This is a genomic window from Nibribacter ruber (assembly GCF_009913235.1).
GTDB classification, from domain to species: Bacteria; Bacteroidota; Bacteroidia; order Cytophagales; family Hymenobacteraceae; genus Nibribacter; species Nibribacter ruber.
On the sequence record NZ_CP047897.1, the window covers coordinates 3,284,507 to 3,306,422 of the forward strand.

Below are 21,916 nucleotides of genomic sequence, written 5' to 3' on the forward strand. Positions count from 1 at the left end.
ATTTTAGTGTAGAGGTAATATAGGTAAGGTATATGTTTGCAGATGACGCTCTTCTTTCCACTCCCTCCGGGACCAGGAAAAGCCAGAAACAGGACTTGGTGAAAGAGCTGGAGGCCGCCAAAAAGCGCCTTCAGCAGCTGCAGGAAGAATTGTATCTGGCCAAAGGCGAGTTGTACCTGTTCACTGAGCATGGCATTCTGCAGTCTCCGGGTACGGCGGCCCAACAAGAGCTGGACCTCAACGAGTACCAACGCATTGTCTCTCTGGAGCGCTTAGGCAAAGAAGTGCTGGAGATGAACGCCTCGCCCAAATACTCGCTCAAAGACACCATTACCTTCTACCTTTCTGGCATTGAGAAGATACACAGGGGTATGCTCATGTCCTTTATGCGGCTGGAAGGCGACAAGCTCTACAGTTTTGCCGCGCCCAGCCTGCCCCAGAGCTATTGTGACCTGCTCAACGGTTCTACCATTGGAGACAACGTGGGCTCCTGCGGCACGGCGGCTTTTGTCAAAGAGAAGATAATAGCCGTAGACATAGCCAATGACCGGCGTTGGGAAGACTACAAAGACTTGGCGCTGCCCTATGGCCTGAAAGCCAGCTGGTCTTTCCCCATTAAAGGCTCCACCCAGCAGGTATTGGGCACGCTGGCCGTGTACTACAAACAAATAAAGGCGCCTACCCCCGCCGAAGAAAGCTCCCTGGAGAGCATCAAGAACTTGCTGCAGCTCATTCTGGAGAACAAGCTAGCCGAAGAGGCGCTGCGCCACAGCAATGAGCGGTACCATTTTGCCACCTCGGCCACCCATGACGCCATCTATGACTGGGACGTGGTCACCAACAGCCTGTACTGGGGCGTAGGGTTTGAGAAAGTATTTGGCGTGGAGCGCACTCCGCAGACTTCTACCATTGCCTTTTGGACCAGCCTGCTGCACCCTTTAGACAGAGACCGCATTATCGCCTCGCTAGAAACCGCCTTGCAGGACAGCCAGTCAGATAAGTGGCAGATTGAATACCGGTCCCTGAGAAGCGATGGCACTACCGTGTTCATTGAAGAGCGCGGCTTCATCATACGGGACGATGCCGGTAAGGCCACCAGGATGGTAGGCGCGGTGCAGAACATCACAGAACGGAAAAAGGCCGAGCAGGAACTGCGCAAACTCTCCTTCATTGCCAAGGAAACCATCAACGGGGTGCTCATCATTCACCTGGACGGTGCCCTGCACTGGATCAATGACGCCTTTACCAGAATGATGGGCTGGACCCTGGACGAAGTAAAAGGCAAGACCCCCAGCAGCCTCATGAACGGCCCCGATACCGACTTGGCTACCATTGACCAGGTGCACGCCCACATGGACAGCCGTCAGCCATTTGAGTGCGAACTGATGCAGTACTCCAAAACCAAACAGCCGTATTGGTTTAGGTTGCAGATACAGCCCCTGGAGGACGCCAACGCAGAGGTAGACATGTTCTTTGTGCTGCTCACAGACATCACCCAGAAAAAGGCCGAGGAGCAACAGCTGCGCCTGCTGGAGTCTGTGATCACCAACGCCAAAGATTCCATTGCCGTGAGCAAGGTGCCTGCCGTGCCGGGCGGCCTGCTGGAGACCATTTTCGTGAACCCGGCCTTTACGCAGGTAACCGGCTACACAGCAGAAGACGTGTTGGGCAAGGAGCTCAAAATGCTGGGCGGTCCCATAGTGGATGCCGCCCAGGGAGAGGCTCTCTTCCAGCTGGAGCAGGCAATCCAGACGGGTACGCCCTGTGAGATTGAACTGATCAACTACAAAAAGAACGGAGAGAAGTACTGGGCGCACCTGGAGGCTATTCCTATCTACAACAAAACCGGTGAGCATGCCCATTGGCTGTTCGTGCACCAGGACATAACAGCTCGTAAGAACTATCAGGCAGAGCGCGAGGTCCTCATTGCCGAACTCACCCAGAACAACGCAGATTTAAAGCAATTCTCCTTCATCACGTCTCATAACCTGCGCGCGCCGCTCTCTAACTTGGTGGGCATCTCCAACCTGATAGACATGCAGGCCATCCCAGAGGGCAGAAACCGGGTGCTCATTGAGAAGTTCAAGGAATCTACCGTGCAGCTGAACCACATCATTGACGACCTGCTGGAGATTCTGGTCATCAAGAACAACGTGGTCCTCCAGAAAGAACCGCTTTCTCTATCAGAAGCCTACACCAGAGTGCAGAACTCCCTGGACCGGCTCCTGCAAGAAGTGCAGGGCCAGGTGCACCGGGACTTCACCGCCGGGGATGAGGTGCACTTTAACGCCGGCTACCTGCACAGCATCTTATTGAACCTGCTTTCCAACGCCATCAAGTACCGTTCTCCCCAGCGGCCGCTGCGCGTACAGGTGAAAACAGAGCGCACCCCAGATGCCCTGGTGCTCACTTTCACAGATAATGGCCTTGGAATAGATTTAAACCGCTACAGAGACCGTATCTTTGGCCTGTACCAGCGCTTCCATGACAACCCAGACAGCAAAGGGCTGGGGCTGTACATAGTACATTCACAAGTAAAGGCCATGGGAGGCAATATTCTGGTGACCAGTGAAGTTAATGAAGGAACAACCTTTGTGATTGAATTCAAGGCGCGGTAAGGAAATGGTGGAGAAGGTGTTATTGATTGACGATGACGAAATCACGCTCCTGCTCTGTGAGTTTATCATAGAGCAGAATGATTTTACCCGGCAGGTGCTAAAACTCACCAACGGCAAGCAAGGGCTTGATTTATTTGCCAACTATGCCGAGGACCTGGAACAAGGGCTGGCCATCAAAGCGCCTTCCCTGGTGTTCCTGGACCTGAACATGCCGGTCATGAACGGCTGGGATTTTCTGGAAGGCTTCTCGCAAGACTACCAAGCGCTGTTTCCAGAGACCCGCGTGGTGGTGCTTTCCTCTTCCATTGACCCCCAAGATTTTCTACGCGCCCGGCAGTATGATTTTGTGGCAGACTTCCTCAACAAGCCCCTCAATGATGATTCCATCCAGGGACTACGCATCAACAAAAAACTGCAGTCTGTATTTCAGGGATAGCAAGTAGATGCCTTGCCTGGGGACATGTCTTCTTGACCATGGTCGTTTTTGGGCTATTTCCTGGAAAACAGGCCAAAAACGGTTCGCCTTCTAGCTACCTTCTTAGGTTTAGCTATCTTGCAGCGTCATGCAAGAACAAGACTTTCCTACATATGCCGTAGTGGTGGCCGGCGGCTCTGGCAGCCGCATGCAGGCGCAGGTGCCCAAGCAGTTTCTGCCGGTGGGCGGCTTGCCCGTGCTCATGCACACGCTGCTTCGGTTTCAAGCCTATGACGCGCACATGCCAATTGTGCTGGTATTGCCCGCCGCTGAAATCCCTACCTGGCAAGAGCTCTGTTTGCAGCATGACTTCAAGGTAAAGCACAATGTGGTGGCCGGTGGCAAAACCCGGTTTCAGTCGGTGCAGAATGGGTTGGCCGCTCTGAGGTCATTTGAAGACGGAGTGGTGGCGGTGCATGACGGCGTTCGGCCGTTTGTGACCCAGGAAATCATACGCACCGCTTTTGAGACGGCCCATGACAAAGGAACCGCGGTAGTGACTGTGCCATTGAAAGACTCTATTAGAAGAGTGACGGGCGCCGCCTCCAAAGCCGTGAATAGAAACGCCTACCGGCTGGTGCAGACGCCGCAGTGCTTCAGGCTGCCGCTTCTGCGCCGGGCGTATGAACAGACGGAGAGCGCTCAGTTCACCGATGATGCCTCTGTGGTGGAGAAGTTTGGGCATAAGATTCATCTGGTGGAAGGGGCCTACCAGAACATAAAGCTCACCACCCCAGAAGATATGCTTTTGGCGGAGGCCTTTTTGGCGGCAGAGCAAGCAGGCCAGAAGCAATAAACACCCATCCTCCGTACACTTTCCCATTCTACCTTATGGAAACTCCTGGAATAGTAGATCTACCCGAGAAGGTGCTGGTAGGTTTGCGTATCAACACCACGTTGGCAGAGGACAGCGCGCCCGCCTTATGGGGACAGTTTATGCCGCGCCGCAAGCATATTGCAAACAGCATAGGGCAGGAGTTGTATTCAGTGGAGGTATACCCAGAAGGCTATTTTCTGGAGACTCCGCAACCATCTGCCGTTTTTGAGAAATGGGCGGCGGTAGAAGTAGCGGCCCACCAAGAAGTGACTGGCTTTGATACATTGATGGTGCCCGCCGGAAAGTATGCCGTGTTTGTACACAAGGGCCCTTCGCATGAGTTTTATAAAACGGCCCAGTACATTTTTGGGGTCTGGTTACCCACTTCAGGCTTCGTGCTGGATCACAGGCCGCATTTTGAAGTGATGGGGCCTAAGTACCTGGGACATCTGCATCCAGATTCTGAAGAAGAGATTTGGGTGCCTGTACGGGAAGCTCTTTCGCTTTAAGCCGGCAGTGCCAGATGACAAGGAGGGTTCGTTTTTGCCCTGTTTTCTGGGAAATAGCCTAAAAACGGCCCTTGCTATAAACAGACAGCAGCGGAGACGAGAAGTTTGATGCCAAAGCTACAACAAGCAGCGGCTCTACCGCTTGCAATCGAAGAGGTCACAGAAGTGACACCAGATGAAAGCTTATTGCACGGGTACTTCTTTGTGTTCCAGATAGTGTTGGTGGGCCAGTACGGTCTCGGGGCTTATCTTTTCCAGCTGCGGGTTGGGTTGGGAGAGGTTGAGTATGTACCCGTCTAGCGGCAGGAGGTTCAACAGATCATGGGTAATGCAGAGCACGGTCTTCTGTTGTTCCTGCACCCAGGAGGTCATCAAATCAAAGACACGTTTTTTGTGGTATACATCCAGTTGTTGAGTGGGTTCATCCAACAGCGCCAGGGGTGCGTCTTGCAACATCAACTGGGCCAGCCAGACCAACTGCTGCTCACCGCCAGAAAGGTCTGTGAAGGTTCTGTTGCCCAAGTGTGAAATATGCAGCTGCGCCAGCACGTCTTCTACGTATTGGTAGTCTGTGGCGCCATACGGCTCTAATAATCGCTTCTGCCTGAAAAGCCCCATCACTACCAATTCGCGCGCCAGGATAGGGAAGGCCACGTTGTTCTTCTGCGGAAGGTAGGAAAGCGTGCGGGCCATGGCGCCGGTGCGCGTGGGCAAGGGCTGGCCCTGTACCAATACTTGTCCCTTATAAGGAATCTGCCCGGTCAAGGCCTTTAACAAAGTTGACTTGCCACTGCCATTGTGCCCAATGATGGCAATGAACGTTGGGCTAGGCACCAAAAAAGAAAGGTTGCGGATTAGCACGCGCTCCGCGTACCCCGCAACCAATTCTCTTATCTCTAAAATGGCCAAATCAATTAGAAATTAGAAATTAAAAATTAGAAATAGGAGAGAAGCACAAAGGCTCATTTCTAATTTCTAATTCATAATTTCTAATTAAAATATTAGTATTCGTCCTCGTTGAACATGAAGTCCTCTTTGGTCGGGTAGTCCGGCCAAACCTCCTCAATGCTCTCGTATGGCTGACCATCGTCTTCCAAAGCCTGCAGGTTTTCTACCACTTCCATGGGCGCACCCGAACGGATAGAGTAGTCAATCAGTTCATCCTTGGTGGCCGGCCATGGTGCGTCTTCCAGGTAAGAGGCTAGTTCCAGTGTCCAATACATAGTAAAATCTCCTTAAAGTATAGCTGTTAATTGTTGCAAAAATAGAATTTAGATTGACAAATCAAACCCTTCTCAGCAAAGCTGTAGCGGGAATGGATATTTGCACAACGCGAGAGGCGCAAAAATGTTGAGATTTTACAGAATATTTTCCTACTCGTGGCGGGCGGGGCTGGTGCCGTCGCCGGTGTTGAACAGGAAATGCACGCCCACCTGTACGCCAATCACCAGGTTCTGGCGCAGGTTGTACCAGTCTGGGTCTCTTCTTTGCGCTTCGGGCAGCGTCTTGTCATTGATGTTTTCTTCTTTTCTGATGTTCACAAAATTATAATGCCCACGCAGGTTAACACTGAGGTAGGTGTTGGAATTAACGTCAAACTCTACGCCAGAGCCCGCGGCAATACCGGCGTCATATTGGTTGAAGGTGCCCACTCGGCTGTCTTTCTGGCGGTCCTCTTCGTCATAACTGGCCAGCAGGAACGTGCCGCCCGGCACGTTGAACTGGTCTCCTTTTTGGGAGTAGGTGCCGGCCCGGCTCAAGCGGTTGGTTTCAGTGCCTTTTTGCAGAAAGCTCACCTGCGGCCCGAAGTGAAAGTTAAAGCGCAGGCGGCCGGTGGTGGTGTATTTGAAGAGCAAGGGCACGTTCCAGTACACCAGCTCAATTTCCTTTTCGCCGGTCTTGTCACCGTTCACGTCTACAATGTCAAAGTTCTCGCCCTGCTTGGACCGGATGAGCTCTACCTGCAGGTTGTGGTTCTCATTGAACTTGTAGCCAGCGGTAATGCCAAAAGGTGCCCACTTGGTGGTGAATTTATGCTTGTAGTTGACGTCTTCGTACTGCTCATCATTGATGATCCAAGTGTTCTGGACCTGCGTGGTCACGCCCACGTAAGGACCCTTGGTGCTTTGGGCCTGAGACAGAAATGGTAAAACGAGGAAGGGGAGTAAAAGGTATTTTTTCATAGTGTAAGCCGTTTGGTTTTTAAGAGCCTGTTTAAAATTTGGATTCGCGGGCGAAACAAAACGTTAAAGATGCTCCAGGTTTAACTCAAACGGCTTACGATGAACTTAGGCTGTTTTGTTACTGCTAGAAGTAGTTCTTTTCTTCAGGAGCTCAATCAGCTCGTTTTTGGTGCGCAGTTTCCGGTTGAAATTCTTAATCTTTCCTTCCAGCATGTTTCGGAAGGTTTCATTGCTCTGGTTAGGGTGCAGGCGGTCCAGGTTGGTTTGCAACACCTCCAGCTCGGCTTTGTCTGACTTGATGAACTCACGCAGCGCGTTGATGCGGGCATGAACCTGGTCGTTTTCAGAATTCTTGCCTTCTGGTAAGGGACGCTTGCGCATGTAGTGCTCCAAGCTACTCATCTCAAAGATCTTGTCACACGCCACCAGGAAACTTTCCCAAACGGCGTCAGACTCGTCCTGTTTTACGGGGCCCACCTTCTTCCAGGCGGCCTGCAGTTCTTTGGCGCGCGAGACGGCTTCTGAGGTGGGTCGCTCCAGAAGTTCCTCGGCTTCGGCTACCAAAGATTTTTTCCGGGCCAGGTTGTCTTCCAGGTATTTGTCCTTGGACTCGGTCTTCTGGCTGTTGATATGCTTTTTAAGACGCTCAAAGAAATGGTTGTTGGCCGCCCTGAAGCTGTTCCAGAGGTCATTGGACATCTTGCGGGGCAGAGTGCCCCCAATCTCTTTCCACTGGTTCTGCAGGTCTTTGAGTTTCTTGCTGGTCTCTTCCCATTCCTCAGAGTTCTTCACGGCCTCAGACTGGGCAATCAACGCCTTGTACTTGTCTACCGTGCGGGAGAGCATGTCCTTCTTGTCCTGGAAGAACTCCTTTTTGCGGGTAAAGAAAGCCTCTACGGCGGTTCTAAAGCGCTCCTCCAGCTCGTCGGTCAGGTTTTTTTCTACAGGACCGGTCTTGATCCAGGTCTGGCGCATCTCCTTGAGCTTGTCTGAGGTCTCCTGCCAGTCAATGCTGTTGATGAGCTCCTCGGCTTGCTGAATGAGGGTTACCTTGGTAGAAAGGTTCTTGTCGCGGTTGCGGGCAATGGCAGTCTTAATCTCTTCTTCGGCCGCGGTGAGGCGGTGGTGCAGGGCCTCAAAGTCCCCAATGGCGTCATATTTCTCCACCTGTTCTTTCAGGTGCAGGACTTTCATCAGGAAGGAACCTTTGTTCTCAGAGGTCTCTATTTTCTCCAGCAGATGGTCCACCTTCTGTCTAAAGTTCTCAAAACGGTTGGCAAAGTAGAGCAGGGAATCTTCGGGCACCTCCTTTACTTCGCCTACCTGGCGGGCCGGGAAATTCATGAATGGCTTAAGCCATACCTGGGTTCCCTCCACGTAGCCGAACTTATGGGCTTCCTCAGACAAATCTTTGGTTTCCATCAACTGGATAATTTTCTAAAAATGGATAGTCTATTTTCCTACAAGTTTATGAATTGCCGTCAATTTTCATAACCCCGCACCGCCAAAATTGCGATATTTGCGAGCCTAGGCAACAACATTCCAAGCCGGACGTCTGCATACATACTGATTTCTGAGGATGAATGTTCCAGTGCGTTTTTAGGCTATTTTTGTGAAAACAGGTCAAAAACGATTTCTTAGCCGCTAAGCACCAGTATCTAACCATAGCAATAGGTTCATGAGCAACGAAACCATCATCTTCTCCATGGCGGGGGTAAGCAAGATTTACCCACCCCAGAAACAAGTTCTTAAAAACATTTACCTCTCTTTCTTCTACGGGGCCAAAATTGGCGTGCTGGGCCTCAACGGCTCTGGTAAGTCTTCCCTCTTAAAGGTGATTGCCGGCGTAGACAAAGCCTATCAAGGCGAAGTGGCGTTCTCGCCGGGCTATTCTGTGGGTTACCTGGAGCAGGAACCGCAGCTAGACCCCACCAAAACCGTGATGGAGATTGTGCAGGAAGGCGTAGCCGAAACGGTGGCCCTCTTAAAGGAGTTTGACGAAATCAACGAGGCTTTTGCCCAAGAAGACGCCGACTTTGACAAGCTCATTGCCCGCCAGGGCGAAGTGCAGGAACGCCTGGACCATTTAGGTGCCTGGGAACTGGACAGCAAACTGGAGCGCGCCATGGACGCCCTGCGCACACCGCCCTCTGAGGCTATCATTGGTAACCTGTCTGGTGGTGAGAAACGTCGCGTAGCCCTTTGCCGCCTGCTGTTGCAAGAGCCAGACGTGTTGCTCCTAGATGAACCTACCAACCACTTGGACGCCGAATCTGTTCTGTGGCTGGAGCAACACTTACAACAATACAAAGGCACCGTCATAGCCGTAACCCACGATAGATACTTCTTAGATAAAGTAGCCGGCTGGATTCTGGAATTGGACCGTGGCGAGGGTATTCCCTGGAAAGGAAACTACACCAGCTGGCTAGAGCAGAAGTCTGAGCGTTTGGCCAAGGAAGAGAAAACCGAAAGCAAGCGTCAGAAAACCTTACAGCGTGAATTAGAGTGGGCTCGCATGTCGCCTAAGGCGCGTCAGGCCAAGTCTAAAGCGCGTTTGGGCAATTATGAGAAAATGGCCTCTGAGGAAGCAAAAGAGAAAGAACAAAGACTGGAGCTCTTCATTCCAGACGGTCCGCGTTTGGGTAATGTTGTGATTGAAGCCGAAAACCTGAAAAAGGCCTACGGGGACAAGCTCCTCTTTGAAGACCTAACTTTCAATTTGCCACCAGCGGGTATTGTAGGCATCATCGGGCCGAATGGTGCGGGTAAATCTACCTTGTTTAGGTTAATCACGGGCCGTGAAACGCCAGACGCTGGTACCATCAACGTGGGCCCAACCGTAGAATTCGCCTACGTAGACCAGCAGCACGAAAGCCTGGACCCCAACAAGTCTGTGTTTGAGACCATCTCGGGTGGTACGGAGACTATGCTTTTGGCCGGACGTCAAGTGAACGCCCGCGCCTATGTGAGCAAGTTCAACTTTAGTGGCGGTGACCAGGAGAAGAAAGTAGGCGTGCTGTCTGGGGGTGAGCGTAACCGCGTGCACCTGGCCATGACCCTCAAGCAAGGTGCCAACTTGCTCCTTCTGGATGAACCTACCAACGACCTGGACGTGAACGCCATCCGCGCTTTGGAAGACGCGTTGGAGAACTTCGCGGGTTGCGCCGTAGTCATCTCTCACGACCGCTGGTTCTTGGATAGAATTGCCACCCACATCCTGGCCTTTGAGGGCGACTCCCAAGTAGTCTGGTTTGAAGGAAACTTCTCAGACTATGAAGAAGCGAAGAAGAAACGCCTGGGTGATGTGGAGCCGAAGCGCATCCGCTACAAGAAGCTGATGGACTAAGTCCGTTTTTCACTTATTTTCCAGAAAAGAGCCCGAAAACGAAAGTCTTCGGGCTCTTTTGGTTTCATATAGAATTTTGTCTCAGGACTATCTTTAGAAAAAGCTATATTCAATTCCTAACCAACCAATATGAACAAGCTTTTCCTCTTTTTAGAATCCACTCCCCAGAGTAAGGCCTGGGTCTTGCTGGGCGTCATCTTCAGCATGGCTTTCATTCCTTTGCTGGCCAATTTGGTCTTTGAGGTGGAGGCGTGGAAGGGGCTTTTAGAAAACCAAGGATACCTGCTGGGCTGGGGACTCATTGTGTACTTGCTATGGACAGCGTTGCTTCTTTTCTTTAAGCGGAAGGATAGCTTACAATGGAGTCATCTTTCCTTGCAGAAGGCAGAAATAAAGAAAGGACTTATTTGGGGGTGTGCTGCTTATCTGATAGTGCAAGCGGTCCTGTGGCTAAAGCTTGTTTCTTCGGGGCAAAGCCTGACCCTGACCACGCATTTTTCATCGTTTGAAGGGTTTTCAAAAGCCATAGGCATTTTTGTCTTCAACATCATCATAGGCGCTTTTCTAGAGGAGGTTTTGAACAGGGCCTACTTACTTCCGCAGTTCTATTTGCTTCTGAAAAAAGTGGTTAAGTTTAAACCAATAGCCCTACTGTTGGCCTTGGTGATTACCCAGTTGGCGTTTGCAGTTTCTCATTTGCCAAGAGACCTTTTTAGGTATGACGTCACTTCCTTGGATGCCTTACTAAGCACGCAAGGCAACTTGTTTTGGAGCGGCATTATTTACGCAGTGCTTTACCTCAGGACCCGGAATATTTTGTTTGTGAGCATTTTTCACGCATTGGCTAACTTCCAATTGGCGGTTTTAGCCTCAGATGTATCGATGCTTTTGTACAACAGCATCGCGTTTTACATGATGGCTCTTATTTGGAGAAAGCCTAAAGAGACGTTGGAACCTGCCTGGGTTTAGAAACTCTTGTAAGGGGTTAGGACTGGATCTGTCAATTCAGATTTTCAGCGCAATTGAGGTAACTTTCTACGGCCTCCCTCAGTAAAAATCCTCTGAACCAAACGTGTAGAAAGCCATGACAGAGAGAAAGATATATCACGTGAACAAAACCGAGGAAGGTTGGGAAGGCAAGTTGGAGGACGGACAGAGAGCCTCGGTGACGGGTACCAACAAGCAGGAGGTGGTGAAGAAGACCATTGAGATAGCCAAGAACCACAACACCAGCTCGGTCATCATCCATACCCAGGACGGCAAAATAGAAGAGGAACGCACCTTCCCTAGAGGCAGCGACCCAGAAAAGACTAAAGGATAATTTAATCGTCAATCCTTATCATATTTAAAACAGAGCAGATCCGTTTTTGCCCTGTTTTCACCAAAAGAGCCCCAAAACGCTAAGTTCTCGGGCTCTTTTGGTGGATGGGTAGCGGAAGATGCTTGCTAAGGCGGTGGCTTTGTGCAAAGAAGCAAGCCCTAGGCGTAGCTTGGCTGGTCAGAGGCTTAGGGGCACAGTTGCTTCAAGGTGGTGAGAAGCTGTTCGCCTTGCTGTACCTCGGCGGCGGTGCCGCACTGTTTGGCTTTGGCTATTAAATTGACCACGGCGTCTTTGTAGGGCGCGCAGGTGGCCGCAGATCCGTTGGCAGCAGCCCAGGCTTGAGCTGTGTCAGAGACTTTTAGGTAGGCTTGTCTTAGTTCTTCTGTACAGTTACCTGCCAGGTCTTCGTCATCATCCCCGCCGCCCGGGCAAGAGGTTAAAGTGACACTGAAGAAAACAGCTACTAAGAGCATAAAAATGGAATTGAATCTTTTCATTAGAAGGTCTTTGGTGCAGCATAAAATAAGCCATAACATTCAATAATCTGAATACTTAAATGTAGGTATTTTAATGACAGCCAATGCGTTGTGAGGCCTATGGTTGGCACTTGTAGTGTGGTATAATCTTAATAGAAGAATAAAGCCTTTGCAAGCAACTAGGTGCATGTGGCATCAGTGACAGAAGCTTTCAGCCAAAATCACTAGCTTGCCAGGCTGTTTAAATTTGCTGTTCCTGCCCCATGAAACACCTGTTTGCTCTCCTTTGCCTGTGTCTATCTGTTTGTGCCACATCGCTCCAAGCCCAAACCGCCGCACCCAAACTCATCACCTGGCAAGACTTGATGCAACTGCCCAAGCCTGCGCCGGGCCAGGAAATATCCTATGGCACAGATTCTTTGCAGTTTGGCGAGTTGCGGCTGCCTCAGGGCAAAGGTCCCTTCCCGGTGGTGGTGGTTATTCATGGCGGTTGCTGGCTTTCTCAATACAATTACCAGTACATGAACCACGCAAGCGCCGCCCTCACCAAAGCCGGCTATGCTACCTGGAACATTGAATTCAGGCGGGTAGGCAATCCGGGCGGCGGTTGGCCGGGTACGTTTCTGGACGTGGCGCAGGGCATAGACTTTGTGAAGCAATTGGCCAAACAATACCCGGTGAACGCCAAAGAAGTGGTGTTGATGGGACACTCGGCAGGCGGGCATCTGGCGTTGTGGGCGGCAACCAGACACTGTATCTCCAAGGAAAGCCCGCTCTACAAGCAGAAGCCCCTCAAGATAAAAGGAGTAGTCTCTTTGGCCGGAATAGCAGATTTAAAAACCTATGCCACCGCCCCCGGAAGCTGCAACAGCGCCGTTCCTCAGTTAATGGGCGGTAGGCTAGACCAGGTGCCCGACCTTTACGCGGTAGCTTCTCCGTTGGGCCGCATGCCCCTCAAGCTTCCGGTGCGCATGGTGCAGGGAGACAAAGATCCCATTGTGCCGGTTAGCCAGGCGAAGAGCATGGCCAGTTTCTCAAGCCAAAAGCAGTACCTGGTCCAAGAGGTGATAGTGCCCAATGCCGGCCATTTTGATTTGGTGGCACCCACGTCGCCGGTTTGGTCTACCGTAGAGCAGGCGGTGAAAGAGGTGTTGGCAAAAAAGTAATTGCCGTCAAAGAAGTCACACCCAGGCCAAGGCTGCCGTTTTTAGCCTGTTTTCATGAAAAGAGCCCGAAAACGCTAGGTCTTCGGGCTCTTTCAATTGTAAGGCAAACGAGGGTTATACGCCGTCTGCGGCGGCCTCATTGGGTTTCTTGGCCTTCAGGTCCAGTTCAATGTTCACGGTCTCAGAGATGAACTTGTCTCCCAGGGTCTTGTCATTGCCATAGTTCATCTGCCACTGGCGGCGATCAATGTCAAAGTTGGCCTTGGCTTTGATGCCGTTGTCGTCCAGGTCAATGCGCGCCGGGAACGTGATGTTCTTGGTCACGTCTTTGAGCGTGAGGTTGCCACTCACATTGAAGTTGGCGCCCTCTACCAGAGACGTGTCTTTGCTGTTGGGCTCATACGGGGCAACGTTGGTGATCTCAAAGGCGGCGGTGCCAAACTTGGCCGCATCAAAGAAGTCGCCGCTCAAGAGGTGGGGCCGCAGCTTGGTGTCAAACATTTCGCCTTCTTGCTCCAGGTCCAGGGAGTTGATGTTGATGAGGAACGTACCGCCCGTGAGCTGGTTGTTGGCCACCGTTACCTGCCCAGAGGCCAGGTGGAAGTAGCCCGGGTGGTTCTTTCCTACGCCGTTACCGGTAAACTTCACTCTAGAATCGGCGGTGTCTACCACAAAGGTCTGGCCGGTGGCGCTGGCGGCTTGTTTCTCATCTGTAATGTTGGCGGTGTCTCCCTTGGGAGCCTTGTCGCAGGAGGCAAGGCCCAGGCCGGCGGCCAGGAGCAGGCCAAGCGTGTACATACAAAAGGACTTTTTCATAGGTGTGTAGTTGAAGATGGATGGGTGGTTGCTGTAACCTACTGGTTGAATTGACTTGAACGGCGATTTACCTTCTTGGTTATGAGTAGGTTGGTGGTTCTTAAAAGGATTGGTTGCAATAGACTTTATAAGACGAGCATGTTCGTTTTTGGCCTGTTTTCTGGGAAATAGCCTAAAAACGGCCTTGGGTGAGGCGCTGTAGAGGGCAGGCTGTTAATGTTTTGTTAAACACGGCCCGAAAGGCGACAAGTGCCTTTGATTTTAGCTAACATTAACTTCCCAACCATTCACCTACTATACAAACACATGAAATCAATTTTACTGCTGGTTTTCTTTTCAGCTGTAGTTCTTCTGCCCGGGCGGGCTTTCTCACAGAATCAAAAAGGCGAGGTGAAAGGCAAACTGCTGGACGTGCAGCACAAAGAGCCGCTGGGCTATGCCACCATTGCCGTGTATACCGCCCAGGACACCTCCTTGGTCACGTTCAGGGTGAGTGATGAGAAGGGAGGCTTTAGAGTGCCCAGCCTGGCGGTGAACCAGCCCTTGCGCATTGTCATCTCCATGACTGGTTTCAAAACCTACCGGAAGGAGTTCACCCTCACGCCAGAGCAGCTCAACCTAGACCTGGGCGAGATAGGCATGACCATGACCGACAACGTGCTGGGCGAGGTGCTGATCTCGGCTGAGACGCCGCCCATCATTGTGCGCAAGGACACGCTGGAGTTCAACGCCAACTCGTTCAAAACCCTGCCCACGGCACTGCTGGAGGATTTGTTGAAGAAACTGCCGGGCGTGACCGTAGACCAGGCGGGTGATATTTCTGTGAACGGCAAGCGCGTGAACAAGATTCTGGTGGACGGGAAGGAGTTCTTCGGGAATGACCCCAAGGTGGCTTCCAGAAACCTGCCAGCCGACATGATTGAGAAGGTGCAGGTGGTCAATGACCCAGACGCCGTGCGCCGCGACCCAGACCTGCCCGTGAACGAGATTCCGCAGGTGATCAACTTAAAACTCAAGAAAGGCATCAAGCAGGGCGCCTTTGGCAAGGCCTACGCGGGCAAAGGCACGGGCAAGCTGTATGAGGCCGGCGGCATTCTCAACGTGTTCAGAGACACCACCCAGATCAGCTTGCTAGGCTATTCCAACAGCTTGAACCGGCCGGGCTTCGGGTTTGAGGACATCTCGCGCATAGGCGGTTTCAATAGAAGCGGCATGAACTCCATCATGGTGCGCAGTGACGGCGGCTTCGCGGTGAATGGCATCTCCTTTGGCGGCACCGAAGACGGTATTCAGCAGTCCAGCGGCGCGGGCGGCAACTTCAACACCATTCTGGCCAAAGACCTGAAACTGAACCTGCAGTACTTCTTCGGGGGCATTGACGCAGACCTGGACCAGATTGTGAACTCGCTGCAGACGCTACAGGAAGATACCACCAACAGCCGCCGCAGCAGAGACCAGTTCTCCCGGAGCCTCAATCACAGGATAGGCGGCCGTCTGGACTGGAAGATAGACTCCCTCACCACGTTCAGCATTACTCCCGGCATCACGTTTGCTACCACCAGAACCAACCAGCGCCAGTTTACCACCACCACCGGCAATTTCGGCGTGTTGGCCAATGAAAGCGACAATCGGCAGGTTATGGAGAGTGACAACACCACCTTGTCCGGTGAGACCTCCTATGAGCGCCTTTCCAGAAAGAAGAAAGGCCGGTCCTTCAACTTCTTCGGGAATTACAACTTCAACCTGGGTGATCAGCAGCAGTACTACACCATCACAGACCGCTTTTACAGACCTGAGGCCTCTGTAGACTACACAGACCAGCTGCGCGCCAATGAGGTGAACAACACGGCCGTCAACACTTCTTTCTCCTTTACAGAGCCTTTTAGTAAGACGCTGAGCGCCGTGGCCAGGTTCAACACCGAGTATTTTGAGAACCAGAACCTGGTGAACACCTATGACGGGAACAATGAGACCGGCGAGTACCCGTACCAGATCCTGGCCCTCTCAGACGAGGTGGAAAGAAGCGGCTGGCGAAACTACCTTACCACCAGTGTAAAATGGAAGTACAAAGACCTGGTCCTGCAACCGGGTGTGCGCTTTACCCTGCTCAACATTGAAAACACGTTTCTGAAGGCCCAGGACATTCCGCAGGACTACTTTTATGTGTTCCCATCATTGACGGCCTCCTGGAAAGGCTTTAACCTGAGCTACAACGTGAACGTGCGGGAACCCTCTGCCGCAGACCTGCAGCCCGTGGCAGATTATTCCAACACCTTGCTGGTGCAGGAAGGAAACCCCGCCTTAACGCCCACCATCTCCAACTCGGTGAACCTTAACTACCGCAAGTTTGACGCCAAGCGCTCCATCAACTACTGGATGTACATTTCTGGAAGCATCAGCCAGGACGCCGTGACCCGGGCCAGAACCATTGACCCAGAAACCAAGGTGCAAACGCTGCGTCCTGTCAACACAGACGGCAACTGGCAGTTTAACGCCAACGCAGACGTGAACAAGGACTACAAGTTTGACGGCAAGCGCCAATTCTCCCTGGGGGCCTCCATGTGGTTTAACTACACCAAGTCTCTGATTCTGGTCAACAGCGTGCGCAGCTACGGGCAGAACGTGTCCTGGAACCCTACGCTCAGGGCCACCATGAACCTCAATGACAAGCTGGAGTTCAATGAGACCTTCACCCTGGGCCTGCGCAACAGCACGTACACCTCTTCGGGTTTTAAGGACATCAGCTTTGTGACCAGAACCTCCAGAACCGGGGTAGTGGTGCGTTTGCCCAAGCGCGTAGTCTGGGAGGCCAATTTTGACTACAGCTACAACTCCAACGTGGCCCCCGGCCTGCGCAGAGACAACGGCCGCCTCAATGTGGGCGTCACGTTCCTGTTCCTGAAAAATGACCGCGCCCAGCTCAAGTTCTCTGTGTATGACCTGCTGGACCAGAACATTGGCGCCTACCGTTCCATCAGAGAAAACCTGGTAGAAGATTACCAGACGGTGGTGCTGCGCCGGTACGGCCTGGTCACGTTCACCTACAACATCAGAAACTTTGGCGGCAAGGTGGGCGGTACCAATACCTTCTTTAGGTTCTAAGGGTCGTTTTTAGCCTGTTTTTCTGGAAAGAGCCCCAAACCAAATGGGGCTCTTTCATTTTAAAATATCAATAGATAGCAAAAAGTATATATCTTAAGTGCGGGCTCTTACGTAGAGAACTAGTTCTTGAACTAGACTCTTGGCGGACACGTCCAGAGAATCTGCTATACTGCTCTATCCTTTTGTATGTCTACTCTTACTCCTTCCATAACGCAAGACTCCTCTAATATCTTTTTGGGAGGCGGGGAGATGGGGGCTCTCATGCGGTCCTATGACTGGGCGTCTCATCCTTTAGGGAGTCCTGATGCCTGGCCAGAGAGCTTAAAGAGCACCATCAGGTTACTCCTCAACTCCAGGTTTCCCATGTTTGTGTGGTGGAGCCAGGAGTTATATGCCTTTCATAATGACGCCTACCTGCCGGCCTTGGGAGAAAAGCACCCAGCAGCCTTAGGAACGCCTGCCAGAGTGCTGTGGGCCGAGGCTTGGGACCAACTAGGCCAGATTGCCGAACCCATCCTGACCGGCGGCGCGCCTTTCTATGCACAGGGGCTTTACATTCCCCTAAAACGCAAAGGCTTTATGGAAGACACCTACTGGACTTTCTCCTATAGCCCTGCTTTTGATGACGAAGGCCTTGTAAATGGGATTTTCTGTGCGTGTTATGAAGAAACCATGACCGTGCTGGGCCAAAGACGGCTCAAAACCCTGAAAGACATCTCTGAGGGCACCTCACAAATAGAAACCCTGGCAGACGCCTGCCAGACCATTTGCCACCTGCTTACCCAAAACGTAGGAGACGTGCCGTTCTGCCAGATTTACCTGCTGCATGAGCAGGAGTCTGAGGTGCAGTTGCTGGGGCAGGCAGGTGTCACAGAAACCATGGCGCCCTCGGTCATTTCCTTGCAAGAGGAGCTAGGTAAGCCCGGCTATTGGCCCTTGGCCCGAACGCAGCGCAGCCGGCAGAAAGAAGTAGTATTGCACCACGGCGGCAGCTTTGTGCCAGCGGGACAGGTTCCCGCCCATGAAAAAGCAGTGATGGTGCCCATCTTTCGGCCGGGACAAGAAGACATGCTGGGTTTTCTGGTGGCGGGCCTGAGCAACAAACTAGACTATGACCTGCCCTACCAGGACTTTCATGAGCTGGTGGCCGGCCAGATTGCCACCTCCATTGCCAGCGTGCAGGCGCAGCTGGAAACATCGCGCCGGCAGGCCTACCTGACGGAGTTGTTCCAGCAGGCACCCGTGGCCATCTGCATCATGTCTGGCCCAGAGCATATGATAGACATGGCCAATCCTGGTATCTGTGAGCTGTGGGGCAAGAAGTATGAAGACGTCATTGGCAAGCCGGTCCTGGAAGCCCTACCCGAAGTAAGAAACCAAGGCATCAAAGAACTGCTGGACGGCGTAGTGCAAACGGGCATTCCCTATGTCAACAATGAGTTGGCGATAGAACTTATGCGCAATGGTGCTCTGGAGACCGTGTACGTGAGTTTTGTCTACCATCCGCTGCGCGATACCCAAGGCAACATCATGGGCGTGATTGCCATTGCCCTGGGCATCAATGAGCAGGTAGAGGCCCGTCACCAGATGGAAGCCAAGAACCGCGAGCTGCTGGCCATCAACGCAGACCTGGACAATTTTGTGTACTCGGCCTCCCATGACCTGCGCGCGCCCATCTCCAACATTGAGGGACTCATTGACGCCCTCATTGAAGACCTGCCGCCCCAGGTACTGCAGCGCGAGGTGGTGAGCCGGGTAGTAAGCCTCATCCAAGGATCTGTGGAGCGCTTTAAACGCACCGTCTCTGACCTAACCGAAGTTGCCAAAATACAGCGCGAAGCCGGGGAGGACGTAGGTTCCATTAACCTGGCCGAAGTGGTGGAAAAGGTATGCCTTGACTTTGACTCTGCCATGGAAAGGGCCGGAGCCCGCGTAGAAACGGATTTCACCTCTAATGCCTCCATCCAGTTCTCCGCCAAAAACGTGCGCAGCGTGGTGTACAACCTCATCAGCAACGCCCTCAAATACAGGTCTCCGGAGCGGCCGCCCGTGTTGCGCATTGCCACTGACGTAACTCCCACCCACGTGATGCTCTCCGTGCAGGACAACGGCCTGGGCCTCAAGGTAAGTGACCACGGCAAGATTTTCTCCATGTTCAAGCGCCTGCATGACCACGTGGAAGGTACCGGCATTGGCCTCTACATTGTCAAGCGCATAGTAGAAAACGCTGGTGGCCACATTGAGGTAGAAAGCACCATAGGCCAGGGAACTACGTTCAAGGTCTATTTTAAAAGATAGGCGTCAGTCCGAACCCGGTCAGTCCGTTTTTGGCCTGTTTGCCAGAAAACAAGCCAAAAACGGACAAGGCGCTGCAGAAGACTACAACTCTTGAAACCACTCTTTTGGGGAGCTTGTGCGGCGGCTGCTTTCCTTCATGAAAAGAAAGGACGTAAGCCTCTAAACATCCAGGGCGAAAATCTCTCAACTGTTTTCTGGTTTTGAACTGGGCACCCACCCATTGACCTGCTTTAATCGCTCATACATCCATGCGACACTTCTTCCTTTTGCTGCTTCTTTCTTTTTGGTTTTGTTTTTCTGCCGGGGCGCAGCAGATGGTCACTGGGCAGGTGCAGGAGGCGCAAACCAGAAAGCCTTTGGTGGGCGTTGCCGTAACAGGAGTGGGCACTAGCGCCGGGACGGTGACAGACGCAGAAGGAAGGTTTTCTTTGGAGGTTCCAGTAGATGCCACAGCGGTGTCAGTGTCCTTGCTCGGTTATAAAACGGTGGTCGTGGCCTTGCCAACAGCATCGCAAGATTTGCTGATCTTGTTAAGTCCAGAAGTGACGCGGTTACGCGAGGTGGTGGTAACCGGCTATGAGACCCGGCGACCCTTGCAGGAAACCGCGGGTGCCATTGGCGTACTTTCCGGCAGGGAGCTGCAGCGGTTTTCAGAGACCACCTTGGTGCCCGCGCTCAATACGCTGCCCGGCGTGCGCATGGAAGAGAGAGCCACCGCCAGCTATCGACTCTCCATCAGGGGCAGCAGCCTGCGGGCGCCGTTTGGGGTACGCAACGTGAAAGTTTACCTCAATGAGATTCCGCTGGTAGAAGCCAACGGCACCATTCCCCTGAACCTACTTGATGCGGCCACTATTGGCAACGTAGAAGTGATCAAAGGACCTGCCGGAAGCGTGTATGGCGCAGGTACGGGTGGCACCGTGCTGCTGGAAACCACCAGATCCTCAGAAAGCAGCGTGATGGCGGGTGGTTTGGTAGGCTCTTACGGCTTGCGCCGAGGGTTTGCAGGCGCCAGCGTTGCCACCGAGAAATCAAACCTGCTGTTGCGCTATGATCGGCAGGCCCTGGACGGCTACCGCGAACAAAGCGCCATGGACCGGCAGACCGTTTTGCTCTCGGGCCAGTTTTATCCTACCCAGAAGCAGACGTTCTCCTTTCATGCCCTGTACTCAGACTTGTATTATGAGCTGCCCGGCGCGCTTACCCGTGAACAATATGAGGCCAATCCGCGGCAGGCCCGGCAGCTGAACAAAGACCAGAACGCGTCTATCAATTTAGATGGATTGAATCTGGGCCTGGTGCACAGCTACCAGTTCAATGACCGCTGGAGCAACAGCACCAGTTTATTTGGCGTGTTCAGCTTCCTGAACCATCCGTTCACCAACGACTATGAGCGCAACACCAACCAAAGTTTTGGCGGCAGAACCCGTACCACCTACCGTACCCAGTTGGCCCAATTGCCCACGCGTCTGGTGTTCGGTGCAGAAGGCCAGCGCAGCTTCGTCAATTCCCGGCACTACCAAAATGTGAAAGGCTCGGCCGGCACTTTGTCTTTTGACGATGAGGTGATGGCTACCCAGGGCTTTGTCTTCGGGCAGGCAGAACTGGAGTTGCCCTCGCAGTTTATCCTCACCTTGGGCGGAAGCCTGAACACCCTGCACTATGACCTCACGCGGGTAACCACCGGCACTACCGGCCTGGGTTCCAGCAACAGCAGAGGTTTTGATCCTCAGTTTTCGCCCAGAGTGGGCTTGGTGAAAGTCTTCTGGCCGCAGTTCTCTGCCCACGCCAGTATAAGTGCCGGTTTCTCCCCACCCACAGAGGCCGAGGTGCGCCCTTCAGACGGCAGTTTCAACACCGCCCTCCAACCCGAACAAGGCACCAACTATGAGCTTGGCGTGCGGGGAAGTCTATGGAAGGAACGACTGGTGTATGACATAGTGGGCTTCCGGCTAGACCTGAAAGAAACCATCCTCATTCAAAGCACCCCGCAAGACATAGACGTGTTTCAGAATGCAGGCGCCACCCGCCAGCAGGGCCTAGAAGTAGCGCTGGGCTATACCCTTCTGCAAGCGCCGCAGCAACCCGTCAGCCTCCTGAGGGTCTGGACCGCCTACACGTACAACCACTTCCGGTTCAGGAACTACCAACCCAACGAGGATGATTTTTCTGGCAACACCCTCACCGGCACCCCAGCCCATGTCCTCACGGCCGGACTAGACGCCGAAAGCCCCTTAGGCGTGTACCTGAACCTCACCACCATCTACACCAGCGACCTGCCTTTGAATGATGCCAACACCGTTTATGCCGATGCTTATCTGGTATTTGGCGGCAAAGTTGGTTTTAGGAGGACCTTGGGGCAGACCTGGCATATAGACCTATATGGTGGCGTAGAAAATGCCACCGATGAGTTGTACAGCCTGGGTAATGACTTAAACGGTTTCGGGAACCGCTATTTTCAAGCCGCCCCTGGTCGGAATTTTTACAGCGCCCTGCAACTGCGCAAGAGTTTTTAAGCAGGATTTACAGGATGAAAGTTAATTTTCAGGATTGAGGTAGTAGGTAGTTTTCTCTTCGTAATGAGCCGTTTTTGGCTTATTTTCTAGGAATTAGGCGAAAAACGGTGGCTTCAGTTAAAAATAGCTGAGGTAGGGGTGTGCTGCAACTAGTCATGTTGCGCATTTCTGCTACCACCCTAGGCCCTCCTAAAACAGGAGGGAAACGTTTCATCTGCAAGTATAAACACCCTCCTTCGCCTCCTCAAAGGGAGAAATCTCCGCTGACAAAGG

General features: G+C 52.6%; 17 protein-coding genes. 11 read left to right on the forward strand and 6 right to left on the reverse strand.

The window, feature by feature from the left end; translation table 11 throughout:
* Nucleotides 1–32 precede the first annotated feature (32 nt).
* The 4 genes from GU926_RS13855 (at nucleotide 33) to GU926_RS13870 (ending at nucleotide 4,419) form a co-directional block, all read left to right on the forward strand.
* Nucleotides 33–2,618 (forward strand): PAS domain S-box protein, encoded by a 2,586-nt coding sequence (locus GU926_RS13855; protein WP_160692883.1) that lies wholly within the window; start codon nucleotides 33–35, stop codon nucleotides 2,616–2,618.
* Nucleotides 2,599–3,054, forward strand: coding sequence for a response regulator (locus GU926_RS13860; RefSeq protein ID WP_160692885.1), 456 nt, complete (start codon nucleotides 2,599–2,601; stop codon nucleotides 3,052–3,054). Before GU926_RS13855 ends, GU926_RS13860 begins: the two co-directional genes overlap by 20 nt.
* A 127-nt stretch (nucleotides 3,055–3,181) precedes the next feature.
* Complete coding sequence (locus GU926_RS13865; RefSeq protein ID WP_160692887.1) at nucleotides 3,182–3,889, forward strand: 2-C-methyl-D-erythritol 4-phosphate cytidylyltransferase; 708 nt, start codon at nucleotides 3,182–3,184, stop codon at nucleotides 3,887–3,889.
* A gap of 35 nt (nucleotides 3,890–3,924) precedes the next feature.
* Complete coding sequence (locus tag GU926_RS13870) at nucleotides 3,925–4,419, forward strand: GyrI-like domain-containing protein (protein WP_160692889.1); 495 nt, start codon at nucleotides 3,925–3,927, stop codon at nucleotides 4,417–4,419.
* 183 nt (nucleotides 4,420–4,602) lie between these two features.
* Here the strand turns inward: GU926_RS13870 and GU926_RS13875 are convergent, their stop codons facing one another.
* The 4 genes from GU926_RS13875 to GU926_RS13890 all read right to left on the reverse strand — a co-directional run bounded on the left by GU926_RS13875 (nucleotide 4,603) and on the right by GU926_RS13890 (nucleotide 8,024).
* Complete coding sequence (locus GU926_RS13875; protein ID WP_232058334.1) at nucleotides 4,603–5,280, reverse strand: ABC transporter ATP-binding protein; 678 nt, start codon at nucleotides 5,278–5,280, stop codon at nucleotides 4,603–4,605.
* A 140-nt stretch (nucleotides 5,281–5,420) separates the two neighbouring features.
* Nucleotides 5,421–5,642, reverse strand: a complete 222-nt coding sequence (locus tag GU926_RS13880) for a DUF2795 domain-containing protein (RefSeq protein WP_022821757.1) — start codon at nucleotides 5,640–5,642, stop codon at nucleotides 5,421–5,423.
* Between the two features lie 150 nt (nucleotides 5,643–5,792).
* Nucleotides 5,793–6,602, reverse strand: a complete 810-nt coding sequence (locus tag GU926_RS13885) for an outer membrane beta-barrel protein (RefSeq protein WP_160692891.1) — start codon at nucleotides 6,600–6,602, stop codon at nucleotides 5,793–5,795.
* A 105-nt stretch (nucleotides 6,603–6,707) separates the two neighbouring features.
* Nucleotides 6,708–8,024 (reverse strand): DUF349 domain-containing protein, encoded by a 1,317-nt coding sequence (locus GU926_RS13890; protein WP_160692893.1) that lies wholly within the window; start codon nucleotides 8,022–8,024, stop codon nucleotides 6,708–6,710.
* A 256-nt stretch (nucleotides 8,025–8,280) separates the two neighbouring features.
* Here GU926_RS13890 and ettA point away from each other — a divergent pair, with 256 nt between their 5' ends.
* The 3 genes from ettA to GU926_RS13905 all read left to right on the forward strand — a co-directional run bounded on the left by ettA (nucleotide 8,281) and on the right by GU926_RS13905 (nucleotide 11,269).
* Nucleotides 8,281–9,948 carry an energy-dependent translational throttle protein EttA gene (gene ettA, locus GU926_RS13895; RefSeq protein WP_160692895.1) on the forward strand — a complete coding sequence of 556 codons (1,668 nt, stop codon included), beginning with the start codon at nucleotides 8,281–8,283 and terminating at the stop codon, nucleotides 9,946–9,948.
* Between the two features lie 129 nt (nucleotides 9,949–10,077).
* Nucleotides 10,078–10,917: a CPBP family intramembrane glutamic endopeptidase gene (locus tag GU926_RS13900; protein ID WP_160692897.1), complete on the forward strand. Its 840-nt coding sequence runs from the start codon at nucleotides 10,078–10,080 to the stop codon at nucleotides 10,915–10,917.
* Nucleotides 10,918–11,032: 115 nt separating this feature from the next.
* On the forward strand, nucleotides 11,033–11,269 hold the full coding sequence (locus GU926_RS13905) for a DUF2188 domain-containing protein (RefSeq protein ID WP_160692899.1): 237 nt from the start codon (nucleotides 11,033–11,035) through the stop codon (nucleotides 11,267–11,269).
* Between the two features lie 185 nt (nucleotides 11,270–11,454).
* Here GU926_RS13905 and GU926_RS13910 read toward each other — a convergent pair whose 3' ends face one another.
* On the reverse strand, nucleotides 11,455–11,766 hold the full coding sequence (locus GU926_RS13910) for a hypothetical protein (RefSeq protein WP_160692901.1): 312 nt from the start codon (nucleotides 11,764–11,766) through the stop codon (nucleotides 11,455–11,457).
* Between the two features lie 242 nt (nucleotides 11,767–12,008).
* On the opposite strand from GU926_RS13910, the gene GU926_RS13915 reads away from it, so the two are divergent.
* Nucleotides 12,009–12,911, forward strand: coding sequence for an alpha/beta hydrolase (locus tag GU926_RS13915; protein WP_232058335.1), 903 nt, complete (start codon nucleotides 12,009–12,011; stop codon nucleotides 12,909–12,911).
* A 114-nt stretch (nucleotides 12,912–13,025) separates the two neighbouring features.
* Here the strand turns inward: GU926_RS13915 and GU926_RS13920 are convergent, their stop codons facing one another.
* Nucleotides 13,026–13,727, reverse strand: a complete 702-nt coding sequence (locus GU926_RS13920; protein WP_160692903.1) for a YceI family protein — start codon at nucleotides 13,725–13,727, stop codon at nucleotides 13,026–13,028.
* Nucleotides 13,728–14,033: 306 nt separating this feature from the next.
* On the opposite strand from GU926_RS13920, the gene GU926_RS13925 reads away from it, so the two are divergent.
* The 3 genes from GU926_RS13925 to GU926_RS13935 all read left to right on the forward strand — a co-directional run bounded on the left by GU926_RS13925 (nucleotide 14,034) and on the right by GU926_RS13935 (nucleotide 21,643).
* The gene (locus GU926_RS13925) at nucleotides 14,034–16,829 is read left to right on the forward strand and encodes an outer membrane beta-barrel protein (RefSeq protein ID WP_160692905.1); all 2,796 of its coding nucleotides are present in this window, start codon (nucleotides 14,034–14,036) and stop codon (nucleotides 16,827–16,829) included.
* A gap of 186 nt (nucleotides 16,830–17,015) precedes the next feature.
* On the forward strand, nucleotides 17,016–19,127 hold the full coding sequence (locus GU926_RS13930; protein ID WP_232058336.1) for a sensor histidine kinase: 2,112 nt from the start codon (nucleotides 17,016–17,018) through the stop codon (nucleotides 19,125–19,127).
* Between the two features lie 248 nt (nucleotides 19,128–19,375).
* On the forward strand, nucleotides 19,376–21,643 hold the full coding sequence (locus GU926_RS13935) for a TonB-dependent receptor (RefSeq protein WP_198001420.1): 2,268 nt from the start codon (nucleotides 19,376–19,378) through the stop codon (nucleotides 21,641–21,643).
* Nucleotides 21,644–21,916: the final 273 nt, after the last annotated feature.